The organism is Mixta sp. BE291, from assembly GCF_031457955.1.
GTDB lineage: Bacteria > Pseudomonadota > Gammaproteobacteria > Enterobacterales > Enterobacteriaceae > Mixta.
The window spans coordinates 418762-441968 of record NZ_JAVDXN010000004.1 but is presented as its reverse complement, the minus strand read 5'-3'; the positions used below and the strand labels follow the sequence as shown (position 1 = coordinate 441968).

At 56.1% G+C, this 23207-nt stretch carries 18 protein-coding genes; 10 read left to right on the top strand and 8 right to left on the bottom strand.

The features are described 5' to 3' along the window. The first annotated feature begins 137 nt into the window (after window positions 1-137). The 4 genes from J2X14_RS12090 (at window position 138) to J2X14_RS12075 (ending at window position 6968) form a co-directional block, all read left to right on the top strand. A complete protein-coding gene (locus J2X14_RS12090; RefSeq protein WP_352411465.1) occupies window positions 138-2462 on the top strand; it encodes a Tex family protein in 2325 nt (774 codons plus the stop codon). Between the two features lie 133 nt (window positions 2463-2595). Further along, window positions 2596-2829 carry a ferrous iron transporter A gene (feoA, locus tag J2X14_RS12085; RefSeq protein ID WP_352411464.1) on the top strand — a complete coding sequence of 78 codons (234 nt, stop codon included), beginning with the start codon at window positions 2596-2598 and terminating at the stop codon, window positions 2827-2829. Beyond that, on the top strand, window positions 2826-5138 hold the full coding sequence (gene feoB, locus J2X14_RS12080; RefSeq protein ID WP_352411463.1) for a Fe(2+) transporter permease subunit FeoB: 2313 nt from the start codon (window positions 2826-2828) through the stop codon (window positions 5136-5138). The genes feoA and feoB overlap by 4 nt, the downstream gene beginning before the upstream one ends. Window positions 5139-5279: 141 nt before the next feature. After that, window positions 5280-6968, top strand: coding sequence for an alpha-amylase family glycosyl hydrolase (locus J2X14_RS12075; RefSeq protein WP_352411462.1), 1689 nt, complete (start codon window positions 5280-5282; stop codon window positions 6966-6968). 30 nt (window positions 6969-6998) lie between these two features. Here the strand turns inward: J2X14_RS12075 and J2X14_RS12070 are convergent, their stop codons facing one another. Together J2X14_RS12070 and bioH are read right to left on the bottom strand one after the other, a co-directional pair. Further along, complete coding sequence (locus J2X14_RS12070; protein WP_352411461.1) at window positions 6999-7268, bottom strand: YdgH/BhsA/McbA family protein; 270 nt, start codon at window positions 7266-7268, stop codon at window positions 6999-7001. Window positions 7269-7443: 175 nt separating this feature from the next. Continuing rightward, window positions 7444-8217 carry a pimeloyl-ACP methyl ester esterase BioH gene (bioH, locus tag J2X14_RS12065; protein ID WP_352411460.1) on the bottom strand — a complete coding sequence of 258 codons (774 nt, stop codon included), beginning with the start codon at window positions 8215-8217 and terminating at the stop codon, window positions 7444-7446. 39 nt (window positions 8218-8256) lie between these two features. Here bioH and gntX point away from each other — a divergent pair, with 39 nt between their 5' ends. Together gntX and nfuA are read left to right on the top strand one after the other, a co-directional pair. Beyond that, entirely contained in the window at window positions 8257-8940 is a 684-nt protein-coding gene (gntX, locus tag J2X14_RS12060; RefSeq protein ID WP_352411459.1) for a DNA utilization protein GntX, read from the top strand. A 58-nt stretch (window positions 8941-8998) separates the two neighbouring features. Then, the gene (gene nfuA, locus J2X14_RS12055; RefSeq protein ID WP_352411458.1) at window positions 8999-9574 is read left to right on the top strand and encodes a Fe-S biogenesis protein NfuA; all 576 of its coding nucleotides are present in this window, start codon (window positions 8999-9001) and stop codon (window positions 9572-9574) included. A 145-nt stretch (window positions 9575-9719) separates the two neighbouring features. Here the strand turns inward: nfuA and J2X14_RS12050 are convergent, their stop codons facing one another. Then, window positions 9720-10070, bottom strand: coding sequence for a nitrogen fixation protein NifS (locus J2X14_RS12050; protein WP_352411457.1), 351 nt, complete (start codon window positions 10068-10070; stop codon window positions 9720-9722). 189 nt (window positions 10071-10259) lie between these two features. Between J2X14_RS12050 and J2X14_RS12045 the strand changes: the two genes are divergently transcribed. Then, entirely contained in the window at window positions 10260-11108 is an 849-nt protein-coding gene (locus J2X14_RS12045; protein ID WP_352411456.1) for a DUF3289 family protein, read from the top strand. Then, a complete protein-coding gene (locus tag J2X14_RS12040) occupies window positions 11105-11602 on the top strand; it encodes a DUF943 family protein (protein WP_352411455.1) in 498 nt (165 codons plus the stop codon). Before J2X14_RS12045 ends, J2X14_RS12040 begins: the two co-directional genes overlap by 4 nt. Window positions 11603-11691: 89 nt before the next feature. Here the strand turns inward: J2X14_RS12040 and malQ are convergent, their stop codons facing one another. Together malQ and malP are read right to left on the bottom strand one after the other, a co-directional pair. After that, complete coding sequence (gene malQ, locus J2X14_RS12035) at window positions 11692-13770, bottom strand: 4-alpha-glucanotransferase (protein ID WP_352411454.1); 2079 nt, start codon at window positions 13768-13770, stop codon at window positions 11692-11694. Between the two features lie 50 nt (window positions 13771-13820). Beyond that, complete coding sequence (gene malP / locus J2X14_RS12030) at window positions 13821-16226, bottom strand: maltodextrin phosphorylase (RefSeq protein WP_352411453.1); 2406 nt, start codon at window positions 16224-16226, stop codon at window positions 13821-13823. Between the two features lie 372 nt (window positions 16227-16598). Between malP and malT the strand changes: the two genes are divergently transcribed. Continuing rightward, window positions 16599-19316: an HTH-type transcriptional regulator MalT gene (malT, locus tag J2X14_RS12025; protein ID WP_352411452.1), complete on the top strand. Its 2718-nt coding sequence runs from the start codon at window positions 16599-16601 to the stop codon at window positions 19314-19316. 28 nt (window positions 19317-19344) lie between these two features. On the opposite strand, the gene J2X14_RS12020 is transcribed toward malT, so the two are convergent. The 3 genes from J2X14_RS12020 to glpE all read right to left on the bottom strand — a co-directional run bounded on the left by J2X14_RS12020 (window position 19345) and on the right by glpE (window position 21368). Continuing rightward, a complete protein-coding gene (locus J2X14_RS12020) occupies window positions 19345-20103 on the bottom strand; it encodes a DeoR/GlpR family transcriptional regulator (RefSeq protein ID WP_352411451.1) in 759 nt (252 codons plus the stop codon). A gap of 72 nt (window positions 20104-20175) precedes the next feature. Then, window positions 20176-21003 carry a rhomboid family intramembrane serine protease GlpG gene (gene glpG, locus J2X14_RS12015; protein ID WP_502889995.1) on the bottom strand — a complete coding sequence of 276 codons (828 nt, stop codon included), beginning with the start codon at window positions 21001-21003 and terminating at the stop codon, window positions 20176-20178. Window positions 21004-21038: 35 nt separating this feature from the next. Continuing rightward, window positions 21039-21368, bottom strand: a complete 330-nt coding sequence (gene glpE, locus J2X14_RS12010) for a thiosulfate sulfurtransferase GlpE (RefSeq protein WP_352411450.1) — start codon at window positions 21366-21368, stop codon at window positions 21039-21041. A 280-nt stretch (window positions 21369-21648) separates the two neighbouring features. On the opposite strand from glpE, the gene glpD reads away from it, so the two are divergent. Beyond that, complete coding sequence (gene glpD, locus J2X14_RS12005; protein WP_352411449.1) at window positions 21649-23157, top strand: glycerol-3-phosphate dehydrogenase; 1509 nt, start codon at window positions 21649-21651, stop codon at window positions 23155-23157. Window positions 23158-23207: the final 50 nt, after the last annotated feature.

Sequence of the window (23207 nt, the reverse complement as noted above, 5' to 3'; positions counted from 1 at the left end):
GTACAACATCAAAACCGCCTGTGGTAAACCGCGCTCGGAATATGGCTTAAAGCGCGCCGCATCACTGGTAATTTCGCCCTTCAATCCGTATAACTGTCCGCTATTTCCTAAACTCTGTTAGCAAGATAGTTGAACCGATGATGAATGATTCACTGAACCGCATTATTGCAGGTGAACTTCAGGCGCGGGCTGAACAAGTTGATGCCGCAATCCGCCTGCTGGACGAAGGGAACACCGTGCCGTTTATTGCACGTTATCGTAAGGAAGTCACCGGCGGGCTTGATGATACCCAGCTGCGACAGCTGGAAACCCGCCTCGGTTACCTGCGAGAGCTGGAAGATCGTCGCCAGGCGATCCTGAAATCCATTACGGACCAGGGCAAACTCAACGATGAGCTCGCCGCCGCCATTAACGCCACCTTAAGCAAAACCGAACTCGAAGATCTCTACCTTCCCTATAAGCAGAAACGCCGCACGCGTGGACAGATCGCCATTGAAGCCGGTCTGGAGCCGTTGGCGGATGCGCTATGGCAGGATCCCTCGCAGGAGCCGGAACAGCTGGCCGCCCGCTTTGTCGATGCCGATAAAGGCGTCGCCGACGTTAAAGCGGCACTGGATGGCGCGCGCTATATCCTGATGGAGCGTTTTGCGGAAGATGCCGCGCTGCTGGCCAAAGTGCGTGCCTGGCTGTGGAAAAACGCGCATCTGGTGTCACGCGTGGTGGCCGGTAAAGAGCAAGAAGGCGCGAAGTTCCGCGACTATTTTGATCATCACGAAGCGCTGGCCTCGGTGCCTTCGCATCGCGCGCTGGCGATGTTCCGCGGCCGCAACGAAGGCGTGCTGCAACTGTCGCTCAATCCCGATCCGCAGTTTGATGAGCCGCCGCGTGAAAGCTATGGCGAACAGCTCATCAGCGAGCACCTGAACCTGCGTTTGAACAACGCACCGGCGGATAGCTGGCGTAAAGCGGTGGTGAGCTGGACGTGGCGCATTAAAGTGCTGCTGCATCTGGAAACCGAGCTGATGGGCAGCGTGCGCGAGCGGGCAGAAGAAGAGGCGATTAACGTTTTCGCCCGTAACCTGAGCGATCTGCTGATGGCGGCCCCGGCGGGCATGCGTGCCACCATGGGCCTCGATCCGGGCCTGCGTACCGGGGTGAAAGTCGCGGTGGTGGATGCGACCGGCAAGCTGGTGGCGACCGACACCATCTATCCGCATACCGGCCAGGCCGCGAAGGCCGCGGCGGCGGTTGCGGCGCTTTGCACGCGTCATCAGGTCGAACTGGTGGCGATTGGCAACGGCACCGCGTCCCGTGAAACCGAGCGCTTCTTTCTTGAGGTGCAAAAGCAGTTTCCGCAGGTTACGGCGCAAAAAGTTATTGTCAGCGAAGCGGGCGCATCGGTTTACTCCGCCTCTGAACTGGCGGCGCTGGAGTTCCCCGATCTGGATGTTTCCCTGCGCGGCGCGGTTTCTATCGCCCGTCGTTTGCAGGACCCGCTGGCGGAGCTGGTGAAGATCGACCCGAAATCGATTGGCGTGGGCCAGTATCAGCATGACGTCAGCCAAAGCCAGCTGGCGAAAAAGCTGGATGCGGTAGTAGAGGATTGCGTGAACGCCGTTGGCGTCGATCTGAATACCGCTTCCGTCGCGCTGCTGACGCGCGTGGCCGGGCTGACGCGCATGATGGCGCAAAATATCGTTAACTGGCGTGATGAAAACGGCCGCTTCCGTAGCCGTCAGCAGCTGTTGAAAGTCAGCCGCCTGGGACCGAAAGCCTTTGAACAGTGCGCGGGCTTCCTGCGTATTAACCATGGCGATAACCCGCTGGATGCCTCCACGGTTCACCCGGAAGCCTACCCGCTGGTTGAGCGCATTCTGGAAGCGACCCGCCAGTCGCTGCGCGAACTGATGGGCAACCCGAACGAACTGCGCAATCTCAAGGCGGTGGACTTTACCGACGAGCGTTTCGGCGTGCCGACGGTCAGCGATATCCTGAAAGAGCTGGAAAAGCCAGGCCGCGATCCGCGACCGGAATTCAAAACCGCGCAGTTTGCTGAAGGCGTTGAGACCATGAACGATCTGCTGCCGGGCATGGTGCTGGAAGGCGCAGTGACCAACGTCACTAACTTTGGCGCTTTTGTGGATATCGGCGTTCATCAGGACGGGCTGGTGCACATCTCCTCGCTCTCCGACAAGTTTGTCGAGGATCCGCATACGGTGGTGAAAGCAGGCGATATCGTGAAGGTCAAGGTGCTGGAAGTGGATTTGCAGCGCAAACGCATTGCACTAACCATGCGTCTGGACGAGCAGCCGGGCGAAGCGCCGTCACGCGCCGCGCCGCGCAGCCAGGAACGTAATAACCCGCGTCCGGCGGCAAAACCGCGTTCGCGCGGCAACAGTCCTGCCGCGGGCAACAGCGCAATGGGCGATGCGCTGGCCGCCGCGTTAGGGAAAAAACGGTAATCACGCTTTGGGCGGCCTCGCGCCGCCCTTTGTATCATCTTTGTTCTAAATCAACACTAACGATAATCGTTCTCATTAGTATGGTGCCGTTTTGTTCTTGCCGCCTTTAGCGACAGTCATTGAGGTGCCCTCTATGCCACTACTTGCCCGCCAACACTACCAAATTCTTGGCTTTTCCACTGCCGTCAGCCCCGCTTATCGGCAAAAGCTGCTTTCGCTCGGCCTGCTGCCCGGCGCCTGTTTTCAGGTGTTGCGCATCGCGCCGTTGGGCGATCCGCTCCAGATCCAGACGGGACGCGTTAGCCTGATGCTGCGCAAAAAGGATCTGGCGCTGTTGCAGCTACAGCCGATCGCGGAGGTGGCATGAAAAGCTGCACCATTGGCCTGTTAGGCAACCCGAACGCCGGAAAAACCACGCTGTTTAACCAGCTTACCGGCGCACGTCAGCGCGTGGGTAACTGGGCTGGCGTGACCGTCGAGCGCAAAGAGGGCTTTTTTAGCGCGGGCGACACGCGGGTTAATTTAATCGACCTGCCCGGCACCTATTCGCTTACCACCATTTCCCAGCAGGCTTCGCTCGACGAGCAGATCGCCTGTCACTTTGTCTTAAGCCAGCAGGCGGATCTGCTGATTAATGTGGTCGACGCCTGCAACCTTGAGCGCAATCTCTATCTTACGTTACAGCTGCGTGAGCTGGGCGTGCCCTGTATTGTGGCGCTCAATATGCTGGATATGGCGGAAAGCCAACGCATCACCATCGATATTGCCGCGTTGGCGCAGCGCCTCGGCTGTCCGGTGGTGCCGGTGGTATCAACGCGCGGCAGCGGGCTGGATCGCCTGAAACAGCTGATCGATGCTGGTGTTCCCGCCTGCGCGCCGCTGGAGGTCAGCTATCCGGCAGAGCTAAACGGCGTGGTGGATCGGCTGGCGGCGGCAATGCCGCTTAGCGAAAGCCTGCCACAGCGGCGCTGGCTGGCGCGACAGCTGCTGGAAGGCGATATCTATAGTCGCCAACAGGCGGGCGAACTGGCGCTGCAATGCTTAAGCGAGCTGGAAACGCAGCTGCCGTCGGATGTGGCGGTCACCCTGGTTGCCGCGCGCTATCAGACGCTGGCAGCGATTAGCGCGGAGGTCAGCAACCAGCATTTGATGGCGCCGCATACGCTGTCGCAGCGGCTGGATAAGGTGGTGCTGAACCGCTGGCTGGGCTTACCCCTCTTTTTGCTGATGATGTATTTGATGTTCCTGCTGGCGATCAATATCGGCGGCGCACTCCAGCCGTTGTTTGATATCGGCTCCGCAGCGCTGTTTATTCATGGCACGCAGTGGCTTGGCGCTACGCTGCATTTCCCCGCCTGGCTGACGCTGTTTCTTGCGCAGGGCGTGGGCGGCGGCATCAATACGGTGCTGCCGCTGGTGCCGCAGATTGGCCTGATGTATCTGTTTCTCTCCTTTATGGAGGATTCCGGCTATATGGCGCGCGCCGCCTTTGTGGTCGATCGGTTGATGCAGTCGCTTGGCCTGCCGGGGAAATCGTTCGTGCCGCTGATTGTCGGCTTTGGCTGCAACGTGCCTGCGGTGATGGGCGCGCGAACGCTGGATGCGCCGCGCGAACGGCTGATTACGGTGATGATGGCGCCCTTTATCTCCTGCGGGGCCAGGCTGGCGATTTTTGCCGTCTTTTCTGCCGCCTTCTTCGGCGCCCACGGCGCGCTGGTGGTGTTTAGCCTCTATCTCACCGGTATTGTGGTAGCGGTGTTAACCGGGCTGCTGCTTAAGCATACGCTGCTGCGCGGCGAGGCTTCTCCGTTCGTGATGGAGCTGCCGAGCTGGCACGTTCCGCATCTGAAAAGCTTGCTGCTACAGGCGTGGCAGCGGCTGCGCGGCTTTGTAGTGCGCGCCGGGAAAGTGATCGTTATCGCCAGCATCCTGATTGGCGGGCTGAACAGCTTTTCGTTTAATGGTCAGCCGGTAAACAGCATCAATGATTCGGCGCTGGCCAGCGTAAGCCGCGTGATTACCCCGCTGCTGGCCCCTATCGGCATCCATCCCGATAACTGGCAGGCTCCGGTCGGCCTGCTGACCGGCGCAATGGCTAAAGAAGTGGTTGTCGGCACGCTGAATACGCTATATACCGCCGAAGCGCTGCACGAAGAGCCGTTTAACGCCGACGACTGGAGCCTTACGGCAGAGTTGTCCGATGCGGTGACGGAAACCTGGCAGGGTTTGCAGGAAACACTAAGCCTGAGCGTGCTGGCTAACCCTATTGAGGCGAGCAAAGGCGATGGCGAGATGGCGGGCGGCGCGATGGGCAAAATGAGCAGCCAGTTTGGCAGCGAGGCCGCTGCGTTCAGCTACCTGCTGTTCGTGCTGCTCTATATTCCCTGCGTTTCCGTTATGGGCGCCATCGCACGTGAAAGCAATCGTCGCTGGATGAGCTTTTCCATTTTTTGGGGACTAAACGTCGCTTACTCCCTTGCCACGCTCTTTTGGCAGTTTTCGCGCATCGGCCAGCAGCCGTTGACCAGCAGCCTAATTATCCTGCTGGTGCTGCTGTTTAACGCGGTAATACTGTTGCTGTTACGACGGGTGAAACTGCCGCCGCAGCGCATCCCGATCAGGGTGCTGCACGTTGCAAGCGATGAAAAACCGTTAACCCGCGGCGAGTGCCATTAACGCCCAGGCGCGCGCGATTTTAACCAGGCGACTCCCGCTGCCAGCAACGGGAGCCGCTGCGGCGGTTGCGATTTCAGCCCGGCGGTCTACAGTAAAAACTAACGCCTTTGCGAACCTAACGCTGCAGCCCGCCGGATAAACATGGATATTATCAATAACTTAATCGATAAGATCTACCAGAACACCTTTCCGATGGCCGCGCGGGAGCGCCTGCTGTCACATATTCGCGCCGCCCGCGATGCGATCAAAAAGCCCCGGAAGCTGCACTGGGACGAAAAAGATGTGGTGCTGATCACCTACGCCGATCAGTTTCGCGAGCCGGAAGCGCCGACGCTGGCTACCTTTTCGCGCTTTTATCAGCAGCACCTGCAATCCACCTTTAATCTGGTTCACCTGCTGCCTTTTTTCCCCTGGTCCTCGGACGACGGTTTTTCGGTGATTGATTATCATCAGGTCAACCCGATATGCGGCGAATGGCGCAATGTTGCCGAGCTGCATACCCATACGCGCCTGATGTTCGACTTTGTTTGCAACCATATCTCGGCGCGCAGCCCCTGGTTTAAACACTATCTGGCCTGCGATCCCGGCTGGGATGATTTTTTTATCAGTATGCCGCCCGGTACTGATTTAAGCGGCGTAACCCGTCCACGCACTTCGCCGCTGCTGACGCCGTTTGAGCGCAGCGATGGCTCCCGACACTATATCTGGACCACCTTTAGCGCCGATCAGATAGACCTGAACTTTGCCAGCGCCGAAGTCCTGATCCGCATGGTGGATGTGCTGCTGGAATACCTGAAAAAAGGGGCCGACTACGTCAGGCTGGACGCGGTGGGCTATATGTGGAAAACACCCGGCACACGCTGCATCCATCTGGAAAACACCCATCTGCTGGTGAAGCTGTTCCGCGCCATTGCCGATGTGGTTGCGCCCGGCACGGTGATCATTACTGAAACCAACGTGCCGCATCAGGACAATATCAGCTACTTTGGCAACGGTCAGGATGAAGCGCAGATGGTTTATCAATTTTCGCTGCCGCCGCTGGTGCTGCACGCTATTCATAATGGCTCGGCGCGCGCGTTGCGCCAGTGGGCTGCCGGTCTCGATCTGGGCAGTTCCACCACCACTTTTTTCAACTTCCTCGCGTCGCATGATGGCATCGGCCTTAATCCGGCGCGCGGCATTCTGCCGGAAGTGGAAATTGTTTCGCTGGTGCGCGACCTGGCGCTGGAAGGGGCGCTGATCTCCTATAAAAACAACCCGGATGGCACCACCAGCCCGTATGAAATCAACGTTACCTATATGGATGCGCTGAACAAACAGAGCGATGACGATGACACGCGCATCCGGCGCTTTATGCTGGCGCACGCTATTCTGCTGGCTTTCCCCGGCGTGCCCGCCATTTATATCCAGAGCATTCTTGGTTCACGCAACGATCAGGAAGGCGTGAAGGTCGCGGGCCATAACCGTGCCATTAACCGCGAAAAATATGCGCTCTCGGCGATTGAAAAAGCGTTGTCGGGCGGCGATTACCTGCGCCAGCAGATCTTTAATCGGCTCAGCGCGCTGATTCAGCTACGCACGCGTCAGCCCGCGTTTCATCCCGATAATCCCATGGAGATCCTCGACAGTGAAAATACGCTGCTGATGCTGCGGCGCTACGCATCCGCGCAGGATAATGGTCTGCTGTGCGTGTTTAATCTGAGCGGAAAAAACGTGGAGGCGATGCTGCCGGAAGCGAAGAAATACCGTGACGTGATTGCCCAAAAGCTGATTGATGGCGCACAGCCGGTAACGCTGCCGCCGTGGCATTATCTGTGGCTAAAAGGATAAGCAGGCATAACCGCTATGCCTGCTGAACCATTACTTATACACGTCAGCCGTGGCGCTGAAACGACCATGCTCGCGACCAGCGATCACCACATAATATTTGCCGCCCTTCTCATCCGCCATTTTTGACAGTTCCTGTTTGGCATCCATCGGCGAGGTGGTTTCCGCCGTGGTGTTCACCGTGCCGATTTTCTCCAGGTTCATTTTCTGCACATCTTCCTTGGTCACTTCCTGTGCCGCCAGCGCAGAAAAGGAGAGACCGCCCAGCAGGCACGTTACAGCAATAGTTTTAATGATATTCATAGCACACCCTCGTCATAAGTTAACCGGAAAACTCAGACCGCCGAATGAATACAATGAGATAAGGGGATACAGCGCCCTGCTCCCTGGCAGACTTTTACAGTCATGATCAGCGGCCTTGCTCAGCTACAATTATTAACGCCCGGTGATATTTTGCCAGCTAAAGAGATAAAGTTTCTTAAACAGACTCACTGAACTGCCGAACCGCCGCGCTAAATTCCTGCGGATGAGAAACAAACGGCGCATGGGCAGCTTTTTCCATGATCAGCGAAGCACTGGCGGGCCAGCGCTGATCCAGCAGCGTGGCGACCTTACGCGGCACCAGCCCATCCAGATAGCCGTAAATGCGCAGCAGCGGAACCTGCAGCGCATCCATTTCGGCGCGTAAATCAACGCGGCGTAGTATCTCCAGCCCGCCCGCCAACACTTCAACCGGCGGTATCGGCTGCGACAGCACCACCTCTTTTAACGCGCGCGCATCCTGCCTGGCGCTTGGCGTGCCCAGCGTTTGCAGGGCTAAAAAGCGTTCAACGGTACGCTGATAATCATCGCTAAGCTGCTGCTGAAAGCCGGACAGCGTTTCTGGCTTAATCCCCGGCCAGCTTTCTTCATCAGCGGTAAAACGCGGCGAAGAGGCCACGGTAATCAGGCCGAGAACCCGCTGCGGATAGCGCAGCGCCAGACGGCTGGCAACCAGCCCGCCCAACGACCAGCCCAGCAGCAGCGCCTTTTCCGGCAGGTGCGGCAGCAAAGCATCCACCATCTCATCCAGCGTTAATGCGCCAAACCCCTGGCTGCGGCCAAAGCCCGCCAGATCCACAAAATGCAGCCGAAAATGTGCGCTGAGCGGCTCAGCGATGCAACGCCATACTTCCGCGTTCAGTCCCCATCCGTGCAGCAGCACAAGATCGCGATTGCCGGTGCCGGTTGTGTGCCAGTAAAGCTGCGCCATCAGTTATTGTCTCATCGTTGCTAAATTAAGGAGGTCGCTATGCTACCAATGCAGGGAGGTTGTTGGCTATGCCAGACGCCGCTGGCGCTGCCGAAGCAGGGCTTATGCAGCTATTGTTTGCGTGCCCTGCCGCCGTTACCGCTTTGCTGTCCGCGCTGCGGGCTGCCCGCCGGTGATGCGCGGATTCCCTGTGGACGCTGCCTGCACCGCCCGCCGCCCTGGCAACAGCTGATCGCGGTAAGCGATTATTGCCCGCCGCTCAGCCAGCTGGTGGCGCGTTATAAATTCTCCGGCCAGACAGCACTCTCTGTGATGCTGGCGCGGCTGATTTTGCTAAGCTGGTTGGCTGCCAGACGCCAGCGCGGCCTGCTTCGTCCCGATATTCTGCTGGCCGTGCCGCTGCATCATCAGCGCGCCTGGCGACGCGGTTTTAATCAGGCCGATCTGCTGGCCCAGCCGTTAGCACGCTGGCTGAGCTGCGCGTACTCCCCGCAGGGCGTAACGCGCTGCCGCAGCGCGCAGGTGCAACATCAGCTTGGGGCGCAGGCGCGTAAGCGCAACCTGCGTGGCGCTTTTCGGCTTGAAATTCCCGTTCAGGATCGCCATATCGCCCTGATTGATGACGTGGTCACCACTGGCACTACCGCAGCGGAAATCAGCCGTTTGCTTATTCGTGCCGGAGCCGCCAGCGTCCAGATTTGGTGCCTTTGCCGTACCTTGTAGAGCGTCGGCGATGGGCGTATTATAACCAACTAAATTAGTCAACTATTGAGCAACTGCCATGATCCGAATTACCGATGCTGCCCAGGACCATTTTGCAAAACTGCTTTCAAATCAGGAAGAAGGCACTCAAATCCGCGTGTTCGTGATTAATCCGGGCACCCCAACGGCCGAATGCGGCGTGTCATATTGCCCGCCGGATGCGGTAGAACCAAGCGACACCGAACTGAAGTTCGAGAAGCTTTCCGCCTATGTGGATGAGCTGAGCGCGCCCTATCTGGAAGATGCCGAAATCGATTTTGTTACCGATAATCTCGGTTCCCAGCTGACGCTGAAAGCGCCGAACGCCAAAATGCGTAAGGTTTCTGATGACGCGCCGCTGCTGGAGCGCGTTGAATATCTGCTGCAGGCGCAGATCAACCCGCAGCTGGCGGGCCACGGCGGCCGCGTAACGCTAATGGAAATCACCGATGAAGGCTATGCCATTCTGCAGTTCGGCGGCGGCTGTAACGGCTGTTCCATGGTCGACGTGACGCTGAAAGAAGGGATCGAGAAAGAGATGCTGGCAGCTTTCCCTGAGCTGAAAGGCGTACGCGATCTTACCGAGCATCAGCGCGGCGAGCACTCTTACTACTAAGCGTGCTGCGTTGGTCTGCCTGCGGCAGAGAACGTAACGTGATAAAAGGCGGCTTTCAGGCCGCCTTTATTATTCAATGCAATAATCCGGTATTGCTTGCGCTTTAACTTTCCATTTTCTCAACGTTAATCATGCCTGTGGCTCGCTATCGCCTCTCTATTGAATTAATTAGCTTGCAAACTCTTTTAATGTTATTTGTTGCGTATTCCATTGTAGATAAATAAATGATTCTGTTTTTATCAAAATCATCAATAAAAAACTGCCACTGTAATCCCGGCGCACAAACGATTATGTTTGCATACTTTTTTATTTGATCAATATTCGCGTCGGAACTATCCGGTTCCACTTCCCAGCAATAAGCGTCTCTTTTAAGGTGTTCTTGCAACGTTTGAATATAACTTTTTTCACGCAGCCATGAGAATATGGCACTTGTTACTGGCGGCGCTCTTCCTAACATCGGGCTTGAGTTATTAACAAAAATTATTTTCCTTTGCATAAACTCGTCCTTACGCTGATTAATTAACGGTAAGCGTTACAGTAAAAAACCTACGCGACTCAACAAGCGAAAAAATGTTCTTTTAAATTTTTTGCATTTAACTTATGGTTATTACCGCTACCCTCGCCGTTGTTAAATAAGGACTCAACTGGAAGAGTCCGGGATCGTTGCTTACAAGGAGTCAGTAACATGAATAAACTCACCTTCCCGCACAATCTTTATATCACAAACCATCAATTTAATGACTACGGGACAGATGATATGCGGTATGGCGATATAACCGCAGCGCGTCTTAAAAAAGAGTTGCGGCTGACCAATATCTCTAATGTCATCGATCCCTGGACCATGACCCGCTTAACGGCTTTTGATAATCCCCAGTCACGATTTTTCGGCGCACATAGCGGCAGCAGACACAGCGCCACGCTCAGCGCGCAACAGTGCGCCAGGCTACTATTTGAAGAGATGCAGGTTACCTCATTGCCCTTTGCATGCGTAGGCCCCTGGAAGTATCTTATCAATCGAATGCTTCAACATTTCCAGCGTGGTACAGGTATGCCATTTACTGATATGCAGCTTGACGCGGCCTATAAAAATCAAATTATTAATGATACTACTGAAAATAGTACATTAACCGCCATTCGGGAGGAGATAAGTACGCGTATCGATTACGAAAATAGTGTTTTACCATTAGATAGTATCCCATTTATATCGAAGCAGATTAAAGACAGGATTTTACCAAAGTTTGACTCAATAATACTGGATAAAATTAATGGCTTAGCTATCACCATACATGACGTCTACGCTACACGCATCGATTTATTAAATCTGGAAATCAGTAAAAAAGGCTGGCGCGCGCAAGTAAAGTATACCGGGCAGGATCATTTCGGCCTGGACGTTGACGATATTCAGAAGATTAAATTTAAGCAATTCCAGTTTTTCAGGATATGGTTTATTCTACAGCGCTTTGATAAATTTGGATTCCGCCCCTTCTTAACCAATATGGAAGCGACAATATCTATCGAGGGAGATCGCCCATGAGCAGAAAAAAATCATTTTACTTCCTCATTTTCATCTTGATGGCGGCTATGGGTATTTATCTTTACCTGGATAACCGACGCGTTAATATTATTAGCGCGCATCATGACCGGTACAGTGCTGAAGTATTAGTCGATCACTTACCTGTTACCGCGTCATCGGCGATTAACTGGTGGCTGAAAAACGAGAACGCCATCCGGGAAAAATATCATATTCCCCCTGAAGAGGCGGGCGGGCCAACCAACTTTACCGTTTTTGCTTTTGGCGACGGCTACCAGAAAGAGGATGAGAACGATATGCTCTGTTTTGATGATGTGCCTCCCCCTGAAAACTGCATCGTCAAAGAGATACTGTTAACGGTTGGCCGCAACCGTGAGGGCAATACCCGATTCGCCTTTGGCAATTCAGCCTATCTTCGCTATGCCGATGGCCATATTATTAAATTAAAAAGGGTAAAAACAGCTAATGGCTACTGGGATCTGGTCCCGGACTCATAACGCTTTACTGGCATGATAATCATGCTGTGCTCGGGCGGCGCCCGTAAAAAATACCCGACCGCCTTTATCTGACCGGTCGGGCTTGATGGTTAACCACCTTTAGCTTTGCGCCGTCGATCCAGATCCTTAATCAGCTGATTAACGCGTTCATCGCTAAACATCTCGTCCAGCGTATGGCTTAGCTTGCGCCGCCAGTTGGGATATTGATCGACCGTGCCCGGCACATTGACCGGCTGCGCCATATCCAGCCAGTCTTCCGGCTGTAAGCCCAACAATGCGCTACCGCTATCGGCAATATAACGCTGCATTCCACGGTTCAGTTCCGGCGACATCGCCAGTTTTTCCGCACGTTTGCCCAGCTTCTTCGGTACGCAGCCTTGCTCATGCAGTGCGCTCAGCAGCGCCTGCTTCTGCCGTTCGCGGTTCTCAAACAGCCCTTTCAGCACTACTTTGTCAGGATAAAGGCCCAGCTTCTCGCCCAGCGTCAGATCGCCCGCGCTCCAGAAACCACGCAGCGTCGGCAAATCGTGCGTGCTGGCGCTGGCCATTGACTGACGCGGCCACGCCTGCGGCGCGCGATAACGATCGGCGCTCTCCTGCTCGAAATAGAGCACCTTCCACGAGTAGATGCCGCTGCGACGCAGCTTGCCGATGATCTCCTGCGGCACGGTGCCCAGATCTTCGCCGATCACCATACAGCGATTGCGCTGACTCTCCAGCGCCAGAATCGCCAGCAGATCGTCAACCGGATAAGAGATATAGGCGCCGTGATTGGCCGTCATCCCATACGGGATCCACCACAGGCGCAGCATCGACATCACATGATCGATGCGCAACGCGCCGCAGCTGGCCATATTAGCGCGCAGCATCTCAATAAACGGCTGATAGGCGCGCGCCGTCATCACGTGCGGATCCATCGGCGGCAATCCCCAGTTCTGCCCCAGCGGCCCCAGAATATCGGGCGGCGCGCCAACCGAGGCTTTCAGACAGTAGAGATCGGGATCGCACCAGGTTTCCGCTCCGCCTTCTGCGACGCCAACCGCCAAATCGCGGTACAGCCCTACCGACATGCCGCGCTGCTGGCAAACCTGCCAGCATTCGTCAAACTGGCGGTTAGCCAGCCATTGCAGCCACAGCCAGAAATTAACCTCATCTTCATTGTCGCGGCAGAACTGCTGTACCGCCTCGTTCTGCGCCTGACGATACGCTTCCGGCCAAACCGGCCAGCCCCAGCGCTGCGCATCTTCCTGCAACATCGCGGCATGCAGCGCATCGTACGCCGCCTGGCTGTAGAGGCTCTCGCCGCCGGTGCTGACAAAATCATTAAAGTGACGTCGCGTGGCATCCTGTTCGTCACGCGTGGAAAACTGCGCCCACGCCAGCCGCAAGCCTTCGATTTTCAGCTGGTTAACCGCGCGGTAATCCACCCAATCCGCCTGACGCGCCGCTTCAACCCGACGCTGCGTCTCTTTCTTTTTCCACCAGCGCTGCGCTGCGGCGCTCTCCTGAAAATCGGGTACGCGCTCGACGTCGATATAGATGATATTCATCCAGCGGCGCGACGAGGGGCTGTAAGGGCTGGCGCTTTCCGGGCTGGCGGGATAGAGCGAATGAATCGGATTAAGGCCGATAAAATCCCCGCCGCGATCGGCAATCTGCATCAGCATCTCGCTTAAATCGCCGAAATCCCCGATGCCCCAGTTACGGGCGGAGCGCAGCGTATAGAGCTGGACACAGGCGCCCCACAGTTTGCCGCCCTCCAGCAGTGGCTGCGGTTCATAGCAGCGCTGCGGCGCAATGATGATCCGACTGGCCCACTGCTTTTTGCCCTGCGTCAGCGTCAGCTGATGATAACCCTGCGGCAGGCGCGGCGGCAGAGCGAACGCCTCACCGCCCTGCGCTTCGCCCTGATACGTTTTGCCCTGCTCGGTCTGTAGCTGCCAGTGAAACTGTCCACGGCCGCCTGCGGTAATCTCGCGCTTTTGGCGTCCGCTAAACACCTTCACCGGCGGAAGCGGCGCTTTACTGGCCGCGCGCGGAAATCCCATCGCCTCCAGCAGCAGCTGTCGGGTTTCCGCATTGATCGCTTCCGGCTCCCCTTTGGCATTGATATAGCTGGCAGCAATCCCGGCCGCGCTGGCATGCTTCTCAAGCTGAGTTAAATCCATAACGCTTCCTGAATCCGTCTTCTGTCCAGAGCGGCCTGCGCCGCTCGCCCTTAACGCTTGCTCTGCCAGATACGCTGTTGATAGTCACGAATGGAGCGGTCAGAACTGAACATACCGGTACGCGCCGTATTAAGAATCGCGGTACGCGTCCAGGCTTCCTTATCGCGCCACAGCGCTTCAACGCGCTCCTGCGCGGCGATGTAGTCGGCGAAATCTGCCAGCACCAGCCACGGATCGCCATTTTTGGTCAGGCTCTCCAGCAGCAGTTCAAAAGCATGTTTATCGCCGTCGCTGAAATGGCCTTTCTCCATCTCTTTCAGCAAACCGTTGAGGTGCTTATCTTTCTTCCGCAGCTTTTTCGGATCGTAGCCGTTGGCCTTTAATGCTTTCACTTCATCAACGGTGTTACCGAAAATGAAAATATTCTCTTCGCCAACCTGCTCGGCAATTTCCACGTTAGCGCCATCCAGCGTGCCGATGGTCAGCGCGCCGTTAAGCGCCAGCTTCATGTTGCCAGTGCCGGACGCCTCATAGCCTGCGGTAGAGATCTGCTCGGAGAGATCCGCCGCCGGGATCATCAGTTCTGCAACGGTAATACGGTAATCAGGGATAAACACCACTTTCAGCCGATCGCCGATCAACGGATCGTTGTTGATCACCTCCGCCACTTTATTAATGGCATAGATAATATTTTTTGCCAGGTAGTAGCCGGGCGCGGCTTTGGCGCCAAACAGGAACACGCGCGGGACTTTATCCAGCTGCGGATTGTCGCGCAGCTGACGATAGCAGTGCAGGATATGCAGCAGCCCAAGGTGCTGGCGCTTGTATTCATGCAGGCGTTTGATCTGCACATCAAACAGCGCGTCAGGATTCACCTCAATGCCTGTGACCTGATAAATGTAGTCGGTCAGGCGCTGTTTATTGTCATTTTTGATTTGGCGATAGCGCTGGCGGAACGCTTTATCATCCGCGTACGGCTCCAGCGCTTTTAACGCATCCAGCTCGGTTACCCAATTACTGTTGCCCAGCGTCTCGTCAATCAGTCCGGCCAGCGCCGGGTTGCACTGTTTCAGCCAGCGGCGCGGCGTAATACCGTTGGTAACGTTGAGGAATTTTTGCGGCCACAGCTGGTGATATTCCGGGAAGAGATCTTTAACCACCAGATCGGAGTGCAGCGCCGCGACGCCGTTAACCGCAAAGCCGCTGACCACGCACAGGTTCGCCATGCGCACCTGTTTATCGTACAGCACCGCCACCTTCTCCCAGACCTTCTCATCGCCAGGCCATTGCTTATTGACCTGCTTTTTAAAGCGCTGGTTGATCTCTTTGATAATCATGAAATGACGCGGCAGCAGCGAGCGTACCAGGCGCTCATCCCAGCGCTCCAGCGCCTCCGGCATCAGCGTATGGTTGGTATAGGCGAAGAGATTGCTGGTGATCTCCCAGGCCTCATCCCAGCTCAGTTGATGCTCATCCAGCAGCACGCGCAACATCTCCGGAATGGCGATGGTGGGATGCGTATCGTTGAGCTGAATAACTTCATAATCGGGCAGCTCCGCCAGCTGGCGCCCCGCCTGATGATGGCGGCGCAGAATATCCGCCACCGAGCAGGCGCACTGGAAATATTGCTGCATCAGGCGCAGGCGCTTGCCTTCCTGATGGTTATCGTTGGGATAAAGCACTTTCGTCAGTTTGGCCGCATCGATGCCCTGCTGCTCCGCCTGCAGGAATTTTCCGTCGTTAAACAAGGTCAAATCAAACGGATGCGCATGCGTCGCCTGCCACAGACGCAGCGGCTGCGCCACGCCGTTGCGGTAGCCGATAACCGGCAGATCCCAGGCTTCGCCGCGTAACGTAAACGCCGGTTCCCAGCGCAGCGAGCCGTCGCTGTTTTTTATTACTTTACCGCCGATGCCGACGTCGACATTCAACGCGGCATTATGACGGAACCACGGATAGCTGGCGCGCTGCCAGTCATCCGGCGCTTCGCGCTGCTGGCCGTCGTCGAATGACTGACGGAACAGGCCGTACTGATAGTTAAGCCCATAACCGGTGGCGGATTGCCCCACCGTCGCCATGGAATCAAGATAGCAGGCCGCCAGCCGCCCCAGACCGCCGTTGCCCAGCGCCGGATCCACCTCCTCTTCCAGCAGATCGCTTAACGCCAGGCCCTGCTGCGCCAGCACGTTTTTCACTTCGTCATACCAGCCGAGGTTAATCAGGTTATTGCCGGTCAGACGGCCGATCAAAAACTCCATGGAAATATAGTTGACGTGGCGCTGCTGTTTGCCGGGTTTCGCTACCGGCTGCTCCGCCAGCAGTTCGGCCAGCGCGGCGCTGACCGCCTGCCACCACTGATGTCGGGTCATTTCGCTGGCGCTGTTCAGCCCCAGGTATTGCCACTGGCGCGTTAACGCCGCCTCAAAACGTGCCTTACTGAATTTTTGCTGCGACATACGAGTCTCTTCCGCTAAGTAAAAGGTTGCGCAAAAAAATTAATACCCATGCTGACGTTAACCCCTGACGGCGGCATCCTCCCGCAGTTAAATTCGCCAGGGAGGAGTTGCAGGGCGTAGGCAAAACTGTGATCCCGGACGGGTTAATTTAAGACGCAATACGCAAATAAAGCGCGCCCTTCACCGCTATCCGTTGGTGTTAGTACGAGAAAGCGTCAAATAATTAGAAGGAAGTGTGATGAGGTGCAACTAAATGAGAACTGGTCGACCGTGGTTCTTGCATTAGCCTGCGCCAGGACAGAAAGTATTTAATTACACAGCGTAAAATAATTCCTTTTGTTTCCATCTCTTTCACCACAGTGAAGTGTCGCCATGCTGATACCATCGAAACTCAGCCGTCCTCTGCGGCTTCAGAACACCATTGTTCGGGAGCGTTTGATAGCCAGGCTTGCGAACATTGCGCACTACCGTTTAGCTCTGATTAGCAGCCCCGCTGGCTATGGTAAAACCACGCTGGTCGCGCAGTGGGCAGCAGATAAAAGCGATCTCGGCTGGTATTCGCTGGATGAAAGCGATAATTACCCGGAACGCTTTGCTAACTATTTTATGGCGGCGATACAGCAGGCAACCGACGGGCACTGCGCGCGTAGCGAAGCGCTGGCGCAAAAGCGTCAGTACGCCAGCCTCAGCGCGCTTTTTTCCCAGCTGTTCGTGGAGCTTTCCGAGTGGCATCGCCCGCTTTATCTGGTGATTGACGATTATCATCTGCTGACTAACGATGCCATCCACCAGGCGATGCGCTTTTTTATTCGTCATCAGCCTGAGAACCTGACGCTGATTATTCTGTCGCGTAATTTGCCCTCGCTGGGCATCGCTAACCTGCGCGTACGTGAACAGCTGCTGGAAATTAACAGCCAGTCGCTGGCCTTTACGCCGCAGGAGGCGAAGCAGTTTTTCGACTGCCGTCTGCAACGCCCGATTGGCGCAGATGATTCTCAGCGGCTGTGCGATGAAGTGGCAGGCTGGGCGACCGCGCTACAGCTGATCGCCTTGACAGAGCGCCAGTCCAATACGCCCACGCATCAATCTGCCCAGCGCCTGGCGGGCATTAACGCCAGCCATCTTTCTGATTATCTGGTGGATGAGGTGCTGGACTGCGTGGACAGCGCGACACGCAACTTTTTGCTGCGCAGTTCCGTGCTGCGTTCAATGAACGATATGCTGATTGCGCACCTCACCGGCGAAGAGAACGCCCAGCTGCGGCTGGAAGAGACCGAGCGTCAGGGGTTGTTTTTGCAGCGCATGGATGACAGCGGAAAATGGTTTAATTTTCACCCGCTGTTTGCCACCTTTTTACGCCAGCGCTGCCAGTGGGAGCTAAGCAGCGAGCTGCATCAGCTGCATCGCGCGGCGGCAGAAGGCTGGATGGCGCTCGGCTTCGCCGGTGAAGCCATTCATCATGCGCTGGCGGCGCAGGATACTCAGCTGCTGCGCGATATCCTGTTGCATCACGCCTGGTCGCTGTTTAACCACAGCGAGCTGGCGCTGCTGGAAGAGGGATTAAAGGCGCTGCCGTGGCAGCTGCTGGTTGATAATCCTCGTTTGATTCTGTTGCAGGCCTGGCTGGCGCAAAGTCAGCATCGCTACGGCGAGGTGAACCTGTTGCTGGCGCGTGCCGAAGAAGAGATGACGCTTCAGCAAATCGCTATTGATGCGGTGCTCAGCGCGGAGTTTGATGCGCTGCGCGCGCAGGTGGCGATTAACGCAGGCAAGCCTGAAGAGGCGGAGCGACTGGCTAATCAGGCGCTGGCAAACCTGCCGCTGGCAAACTACTACAGCCGCATTGTCGCGACCTCGGTAAAAGGGGAAGTGCTGCACTGTCAGGGCCAGTTAGAGGCCGCGCTGGCGACCATGCAGCAAACCGATGAAATGGCGCGTCACTATAACAGCTGTCATTACGCGCTCTGGGCGCTGTTGCAGCAGAGCGAGATTCTGCTGGCGCAGGGCTTTCTGCAAACCGCTTACGATATTCAGGAAAAGGCGTTTACGCTGATTAATGAAGAGGGGCTGGAACAGCTGCCGATGCATGAATTCCTGCTGCGCATTCGCTCGCAGCTGCTCTGGTCATGGGCGCGTCTCGACGAGGCGGAAGCCACGGCCAGGCTAGGGCTGGAGGTGCTGGCTAATTTCCAGCCGCAGCAGCAGCTACAGTGCCTGGCGATGCTGGCAAAATGCGCGTTGGCGCGTGGCGATCTGGATAATGCGCGGCGTCATTTGATCCGCTGCGAAAACCTGTTGGGCAACGGTCAGTATCACAGCGACTGGGTGACCAATGCCGATAAGCCGCGCGTGATTTACTGGCAGTTAACCAATGATAAAGTCGCGGCGGCTAACTGGCTGCGGCTGACGCCGAAACCGGCCACCGCCGATAACCATTTTTTACAGGGACAGTGGCGCAATATCGCACGCGTTCAGATTCTGCTGGGTCAGTATGATGAAGCGGAAGTCGTTCTGGATGAGCTGAATGAAAGCGCGCGGCGTCTGCGGCTGACCAGCGATCTGAATCGTAATCTGCTGTTGTTAAACGCGCTTTACTGGCAAACCGGGCGCAAAAGCGAAGCGCAACAGGCGCTAATTGAGGCGCTAACGCTGGCGAACCGCACCGGCTTTATCAGCCACTTCGTGATTGAAGGCGAAAACATGGCGCAGCAGCTGCGTCAACTGTTGCAGCTGCATACGCTGCCGGAGCTGGAGCAGCACCGGGCACAGCGTATTCTGCGCGACATCAATCAGCATCATCGCCATAAGTTTGCGCACTTTGATGAAAGCTTTGTCAGTCGTCTGCTGACGCACCCGCAGGTGCCGGAACTGATTCGCACCAGTCCGCTGACGCAACGTGAATGGCAGGTGCTGGGGCTGATCTATTCCGGTTACAGCAACGATCAAATCGCCGGTGAACTGGAAGTGGCGCAAACCACCATCAAAACGCACATTCGTAATCTCTATCAAAAACTGGGCGTGATGCACCGGCAGGAAGCGGTGCAGCAGGCGCAGCATTTACTGCACCTGATGGGGATGAGCGTGGCGTAGGGTTAATGCGGCGAACGAAGGGGGAAACTCAGCACAGTTCCAGATGAACCTCATGCTGTTCAATCACTTTCATGACGCTGGCGGGCGGCATTTCATTGGTGAACAGATAGTCCACCAGGCTCATATTGCCCAGGTTCACCATCGCATTACGGCCAAATTTAGAGTGGTCAGCCACCAACATCGCACAGCGCGAGTTATCAATAATCGCGCGCTTGGTGCGCACTTCATGATAGTCAAACTCCAGCAGCGAGCCATCCATATCGATGCCGCTGATGCCGAGAATGCCGTAATCCAGCCGAAACTGAGAGATGAAATCGAGCGTGGCTTCGCCCATGATGCCGCCGTCGCGCGTGCGCACTTCACCACCGGCGATGATCAGGCGGAAATCGGGCTTGGTCATCAGCAGCGTGGCGACATTGAGATTATTGGTGACGATACGCAAATCGTTATGGTTCATTAAGGCGTGCGCCACCGCTTCCGGCGTGGTGCCAATATCAATAAACAAGGTTGCCCCATCGGGGATTTGGCTGGCTACACGCTGCGCGATACGCGCCTTTTCCGCCGACCACATCATCTTACGATCCTGCCAGGCGGTATTTTCCGAGCTGGAAGGCAGCGCGGCGCCGCCGTGATGACGCTGTATTTTGTTCTGGTCGGCCAGATCGTTTAAATCACGGCGAATAGTCTGCGGACTGACGTCAAAATGCTCCACCAGCTCTTCAGTACTCACATACCCCTGACGCCGGACCAGCTCAATAATGGCGTCATGACGTTGCGTCTGCTTCACATAAATCTCCTGTTAGTCGCGCGGCATCAGGCCGCCTTCACTGACGGCCTGCGCCAGACTGATGCTCAGTTATCAGCCTTTCTTTATCTGACGCGTATCAACAAACGCCATCGCCAGCCCCACGACCAGACCGGTAGCGTGCGCGGCGTTAGCAATCGGCCCGTCAAATGCGCCAAAATAACCAATGACCAGCCACAGAATAGCGAAAGCCATCAAACCGCGCTGCAGGAAAATACCGCTTTCGGGATCGCGCTCGCCCCGCAGCCATACATAACCCATCAGCGCATAGACCACGCCCGACAGCCCGCCAAACCAGGGGCCGCTAAATTTGGCCTGCATCCAGCCGCTTAACAGCGCGGAAATCAGCGCGATCACAAACAGTTTGCCGCTGCCCAGCCGCTTTTCTACCGCGCCGCCGAGATACCACCACCAGAGCAGGTTGAACACCAGGTGCAACAGCGAAAAGTGCAGCAGGATATGGCTAAACCAACGCCAGGGCTGAAAAAAGGGTGAGCCATCCATGTGCCACGCCAGCCAGGCGAGCATGGTGCGATCGCCCACGATTTGCATCAGGATATATATGGCGATACAGGCGATGCCCAGCACCACGGTAAGCGGCCCGGCGCGCTGGCGCAGGTGGCTTAGCAGGCTGGCGCGCTGATAGTGTAGCCCGCTATCGGTGGTGCCGCTCTGCCAGCTGGCGGCCTGATAGCGTGGATGAAAAGGATCGCGAACAAACTGTTTAAGTTCGTTTTCGACCATTTCCTGTTTCGTCTCGTCCTCCAGCAGCAGGATGAACTGTTCTTGCTTTTTAATCTGCAGCGTCACGCCACGCGTCGCCATGTAGTCAACAAACGCCTGCGCCATGCGCGGATTATTGAACTGAGTGAGTTGTATCATCGCCCGTTTCCTGAGGGGTTATCGTAAGGCAGCGCTTACTCCGTTTGCGCCTCAATCAGCTGCGGGAAGGTCGCACGCCAGGCATCAAAGCCGCCGTCGATGCTATATACCTGGTCAAATCCCTGCTGAATCAAATACTGCGCCGCGCCCTTGCTGCTGTTGCCGTGATAACACATCACCAGCACTGGCTTATCGAAATCCGCCTGTTGCATAAACGCGTTCAGCGTGCCGTTGGTGAGGTGGAAAGCCCCTGTGGCATGTCCCGCCTCAAAACTTTGCGGATCGCGAATATCGACCAGCAGCGCTTCGCCTTCAGCCAGACGTTGTTGCGCCATATCGACGCTGATGCATTCAAATTGTTCCATACCGGATTCCAAATCAACGAGAGTGCGATAAGCCGAGCACAGGCGCGAACCGGATAGCCGCGCCGTTTTTCAGCCATGAAGTGCTCTATTGTAGCGCGAAGCCATTGAACTATAACCCAACTAACCGCAGGGTTAACCGCCATAACGCCGCGAATAATGTTAAGTGAATCACGCTAAGATGTTTTTATTGGGTTAAAGCTGGCGTCAATGTTGGTTTGCGATTATTATTATGCTCGAAAACGAACATAGACGAACTATTCCGAACATCGGGGGAGATGACGTGGAAACCAAAGATCTGATCGTTATCGGCGGCGGCATCAACGGTGCCGGTATTGCGGCCGACGCCGCAGGACGCGGACTGTCAGTGCTGATGCTGGAGGCGCAGGATCTGGCGTGCGCGACCTCTTCCGCCAGCTCAAAACTGATTCATGGCGGCCTGCGCTACCTTGAACACTATGAATTCCGTCTGGTCAGCGAAGCGCTGGCCGAGCGTGAAGTCCTGCTGAAAATGGCGCCGCATATTGCTTTTCCTATGCGTTTCCGCCTGCCGCACCGCCCGCATTTACGCCCGGCGTGGATGATCCGTACCGGTCTGTTTATGTATGACCACCTGGGTAAACGCACCAGCCTGCCAGCCAGTAAAGGGCTGCGTTTCGGCGCGGATTCCGTGATGAAACCGGAAATTACGCGCGGATTCGAATATTCTGACTGCTGGGTAGACGATGCGCGTCTGGTGGTGTTGAACGCTCAGGAAGTGGTGAAACGCGGCGGCGAAGTACGTACCCGCACCCGTGTGACCCGCGCCTGGCGTGAAAACGACCTGTGGATGGTGGAAGCGGAAGATGTCGATAGCGGTAAAACCTTTACCTGGCGCGCCAAAGGCCTGGTAAACGCGGCTGGTCCGTGGGTTAAACAGCTATTTGATGATGGCCTGAAACTGAAATCGCCTTACGGCATTCGCCTGATTAAAGGCAGCCATATTGTGGTACCGCGCGTTCATACGGAAAAGCAGGCTTATATTCTGCAAAACGAAGACAATCGTATCGTGTTCGTGATCCCGTGGATGGATGAGTTTTCCATTATCGGCACCACCGACGTGGAATACAAAGGCGACCCGAAACAGGTAAAAATTGACGATAACGAAATCGCCTATCTGCTGAAAGTGTATAACGCGCACTTTAAAAAGCAGCTGGATCGTAGCGATATCGTCTGGACTTACTCGGGCGTGCGTCCGCTGTGCGACGACGAATCGGATTCACCGCAGGCGATTACCCGCGATTACACGCTGGATGTGCGTGACGATGCGGGCAAAGCGCCGCTGCTGTCGGTGTTTGGCGGCAAGCTGACCACCTACCGCAAGCTGGCTGAGCATGCGATGGAGAAGCTGACGAAGTATTACAGCAATATCGGCCCGGCCTGGACCAAAACCGCCGTGCTGCCCGGCGGCGATATCGCCGGTACACGTGAAGATTATGCCGCCAACCTGCGTCGTCGTTATCCGTTTATTAGCGAAGGCATGGCGCGTCATTACGCCCGCACCTACGGCAGCAACAGCGAGCAAATCCTCAAAGGTGCTGCGTCGCTGGACGATCTGGGTGAAGCGTTCGGTCACGGCTTCTATGAGGCGGAACTGCGTTACCTGATGGAAAACGAATGGGTGCGCGAACTGGATGATGCCATTTGGCGTCGTACCAAGCTTGGCATGTGGCTGGATGAGGCGCAGCAGGCACGCGTAGCGCAGTGGCTGGAAGCGCACGGCAAAAAACCCGCGCTGTCGCTGGCGTCATAAAACATCGCTCAGGTTAGTGACTAAGCGGGCCGCTGGAAACAGCGGCCCGC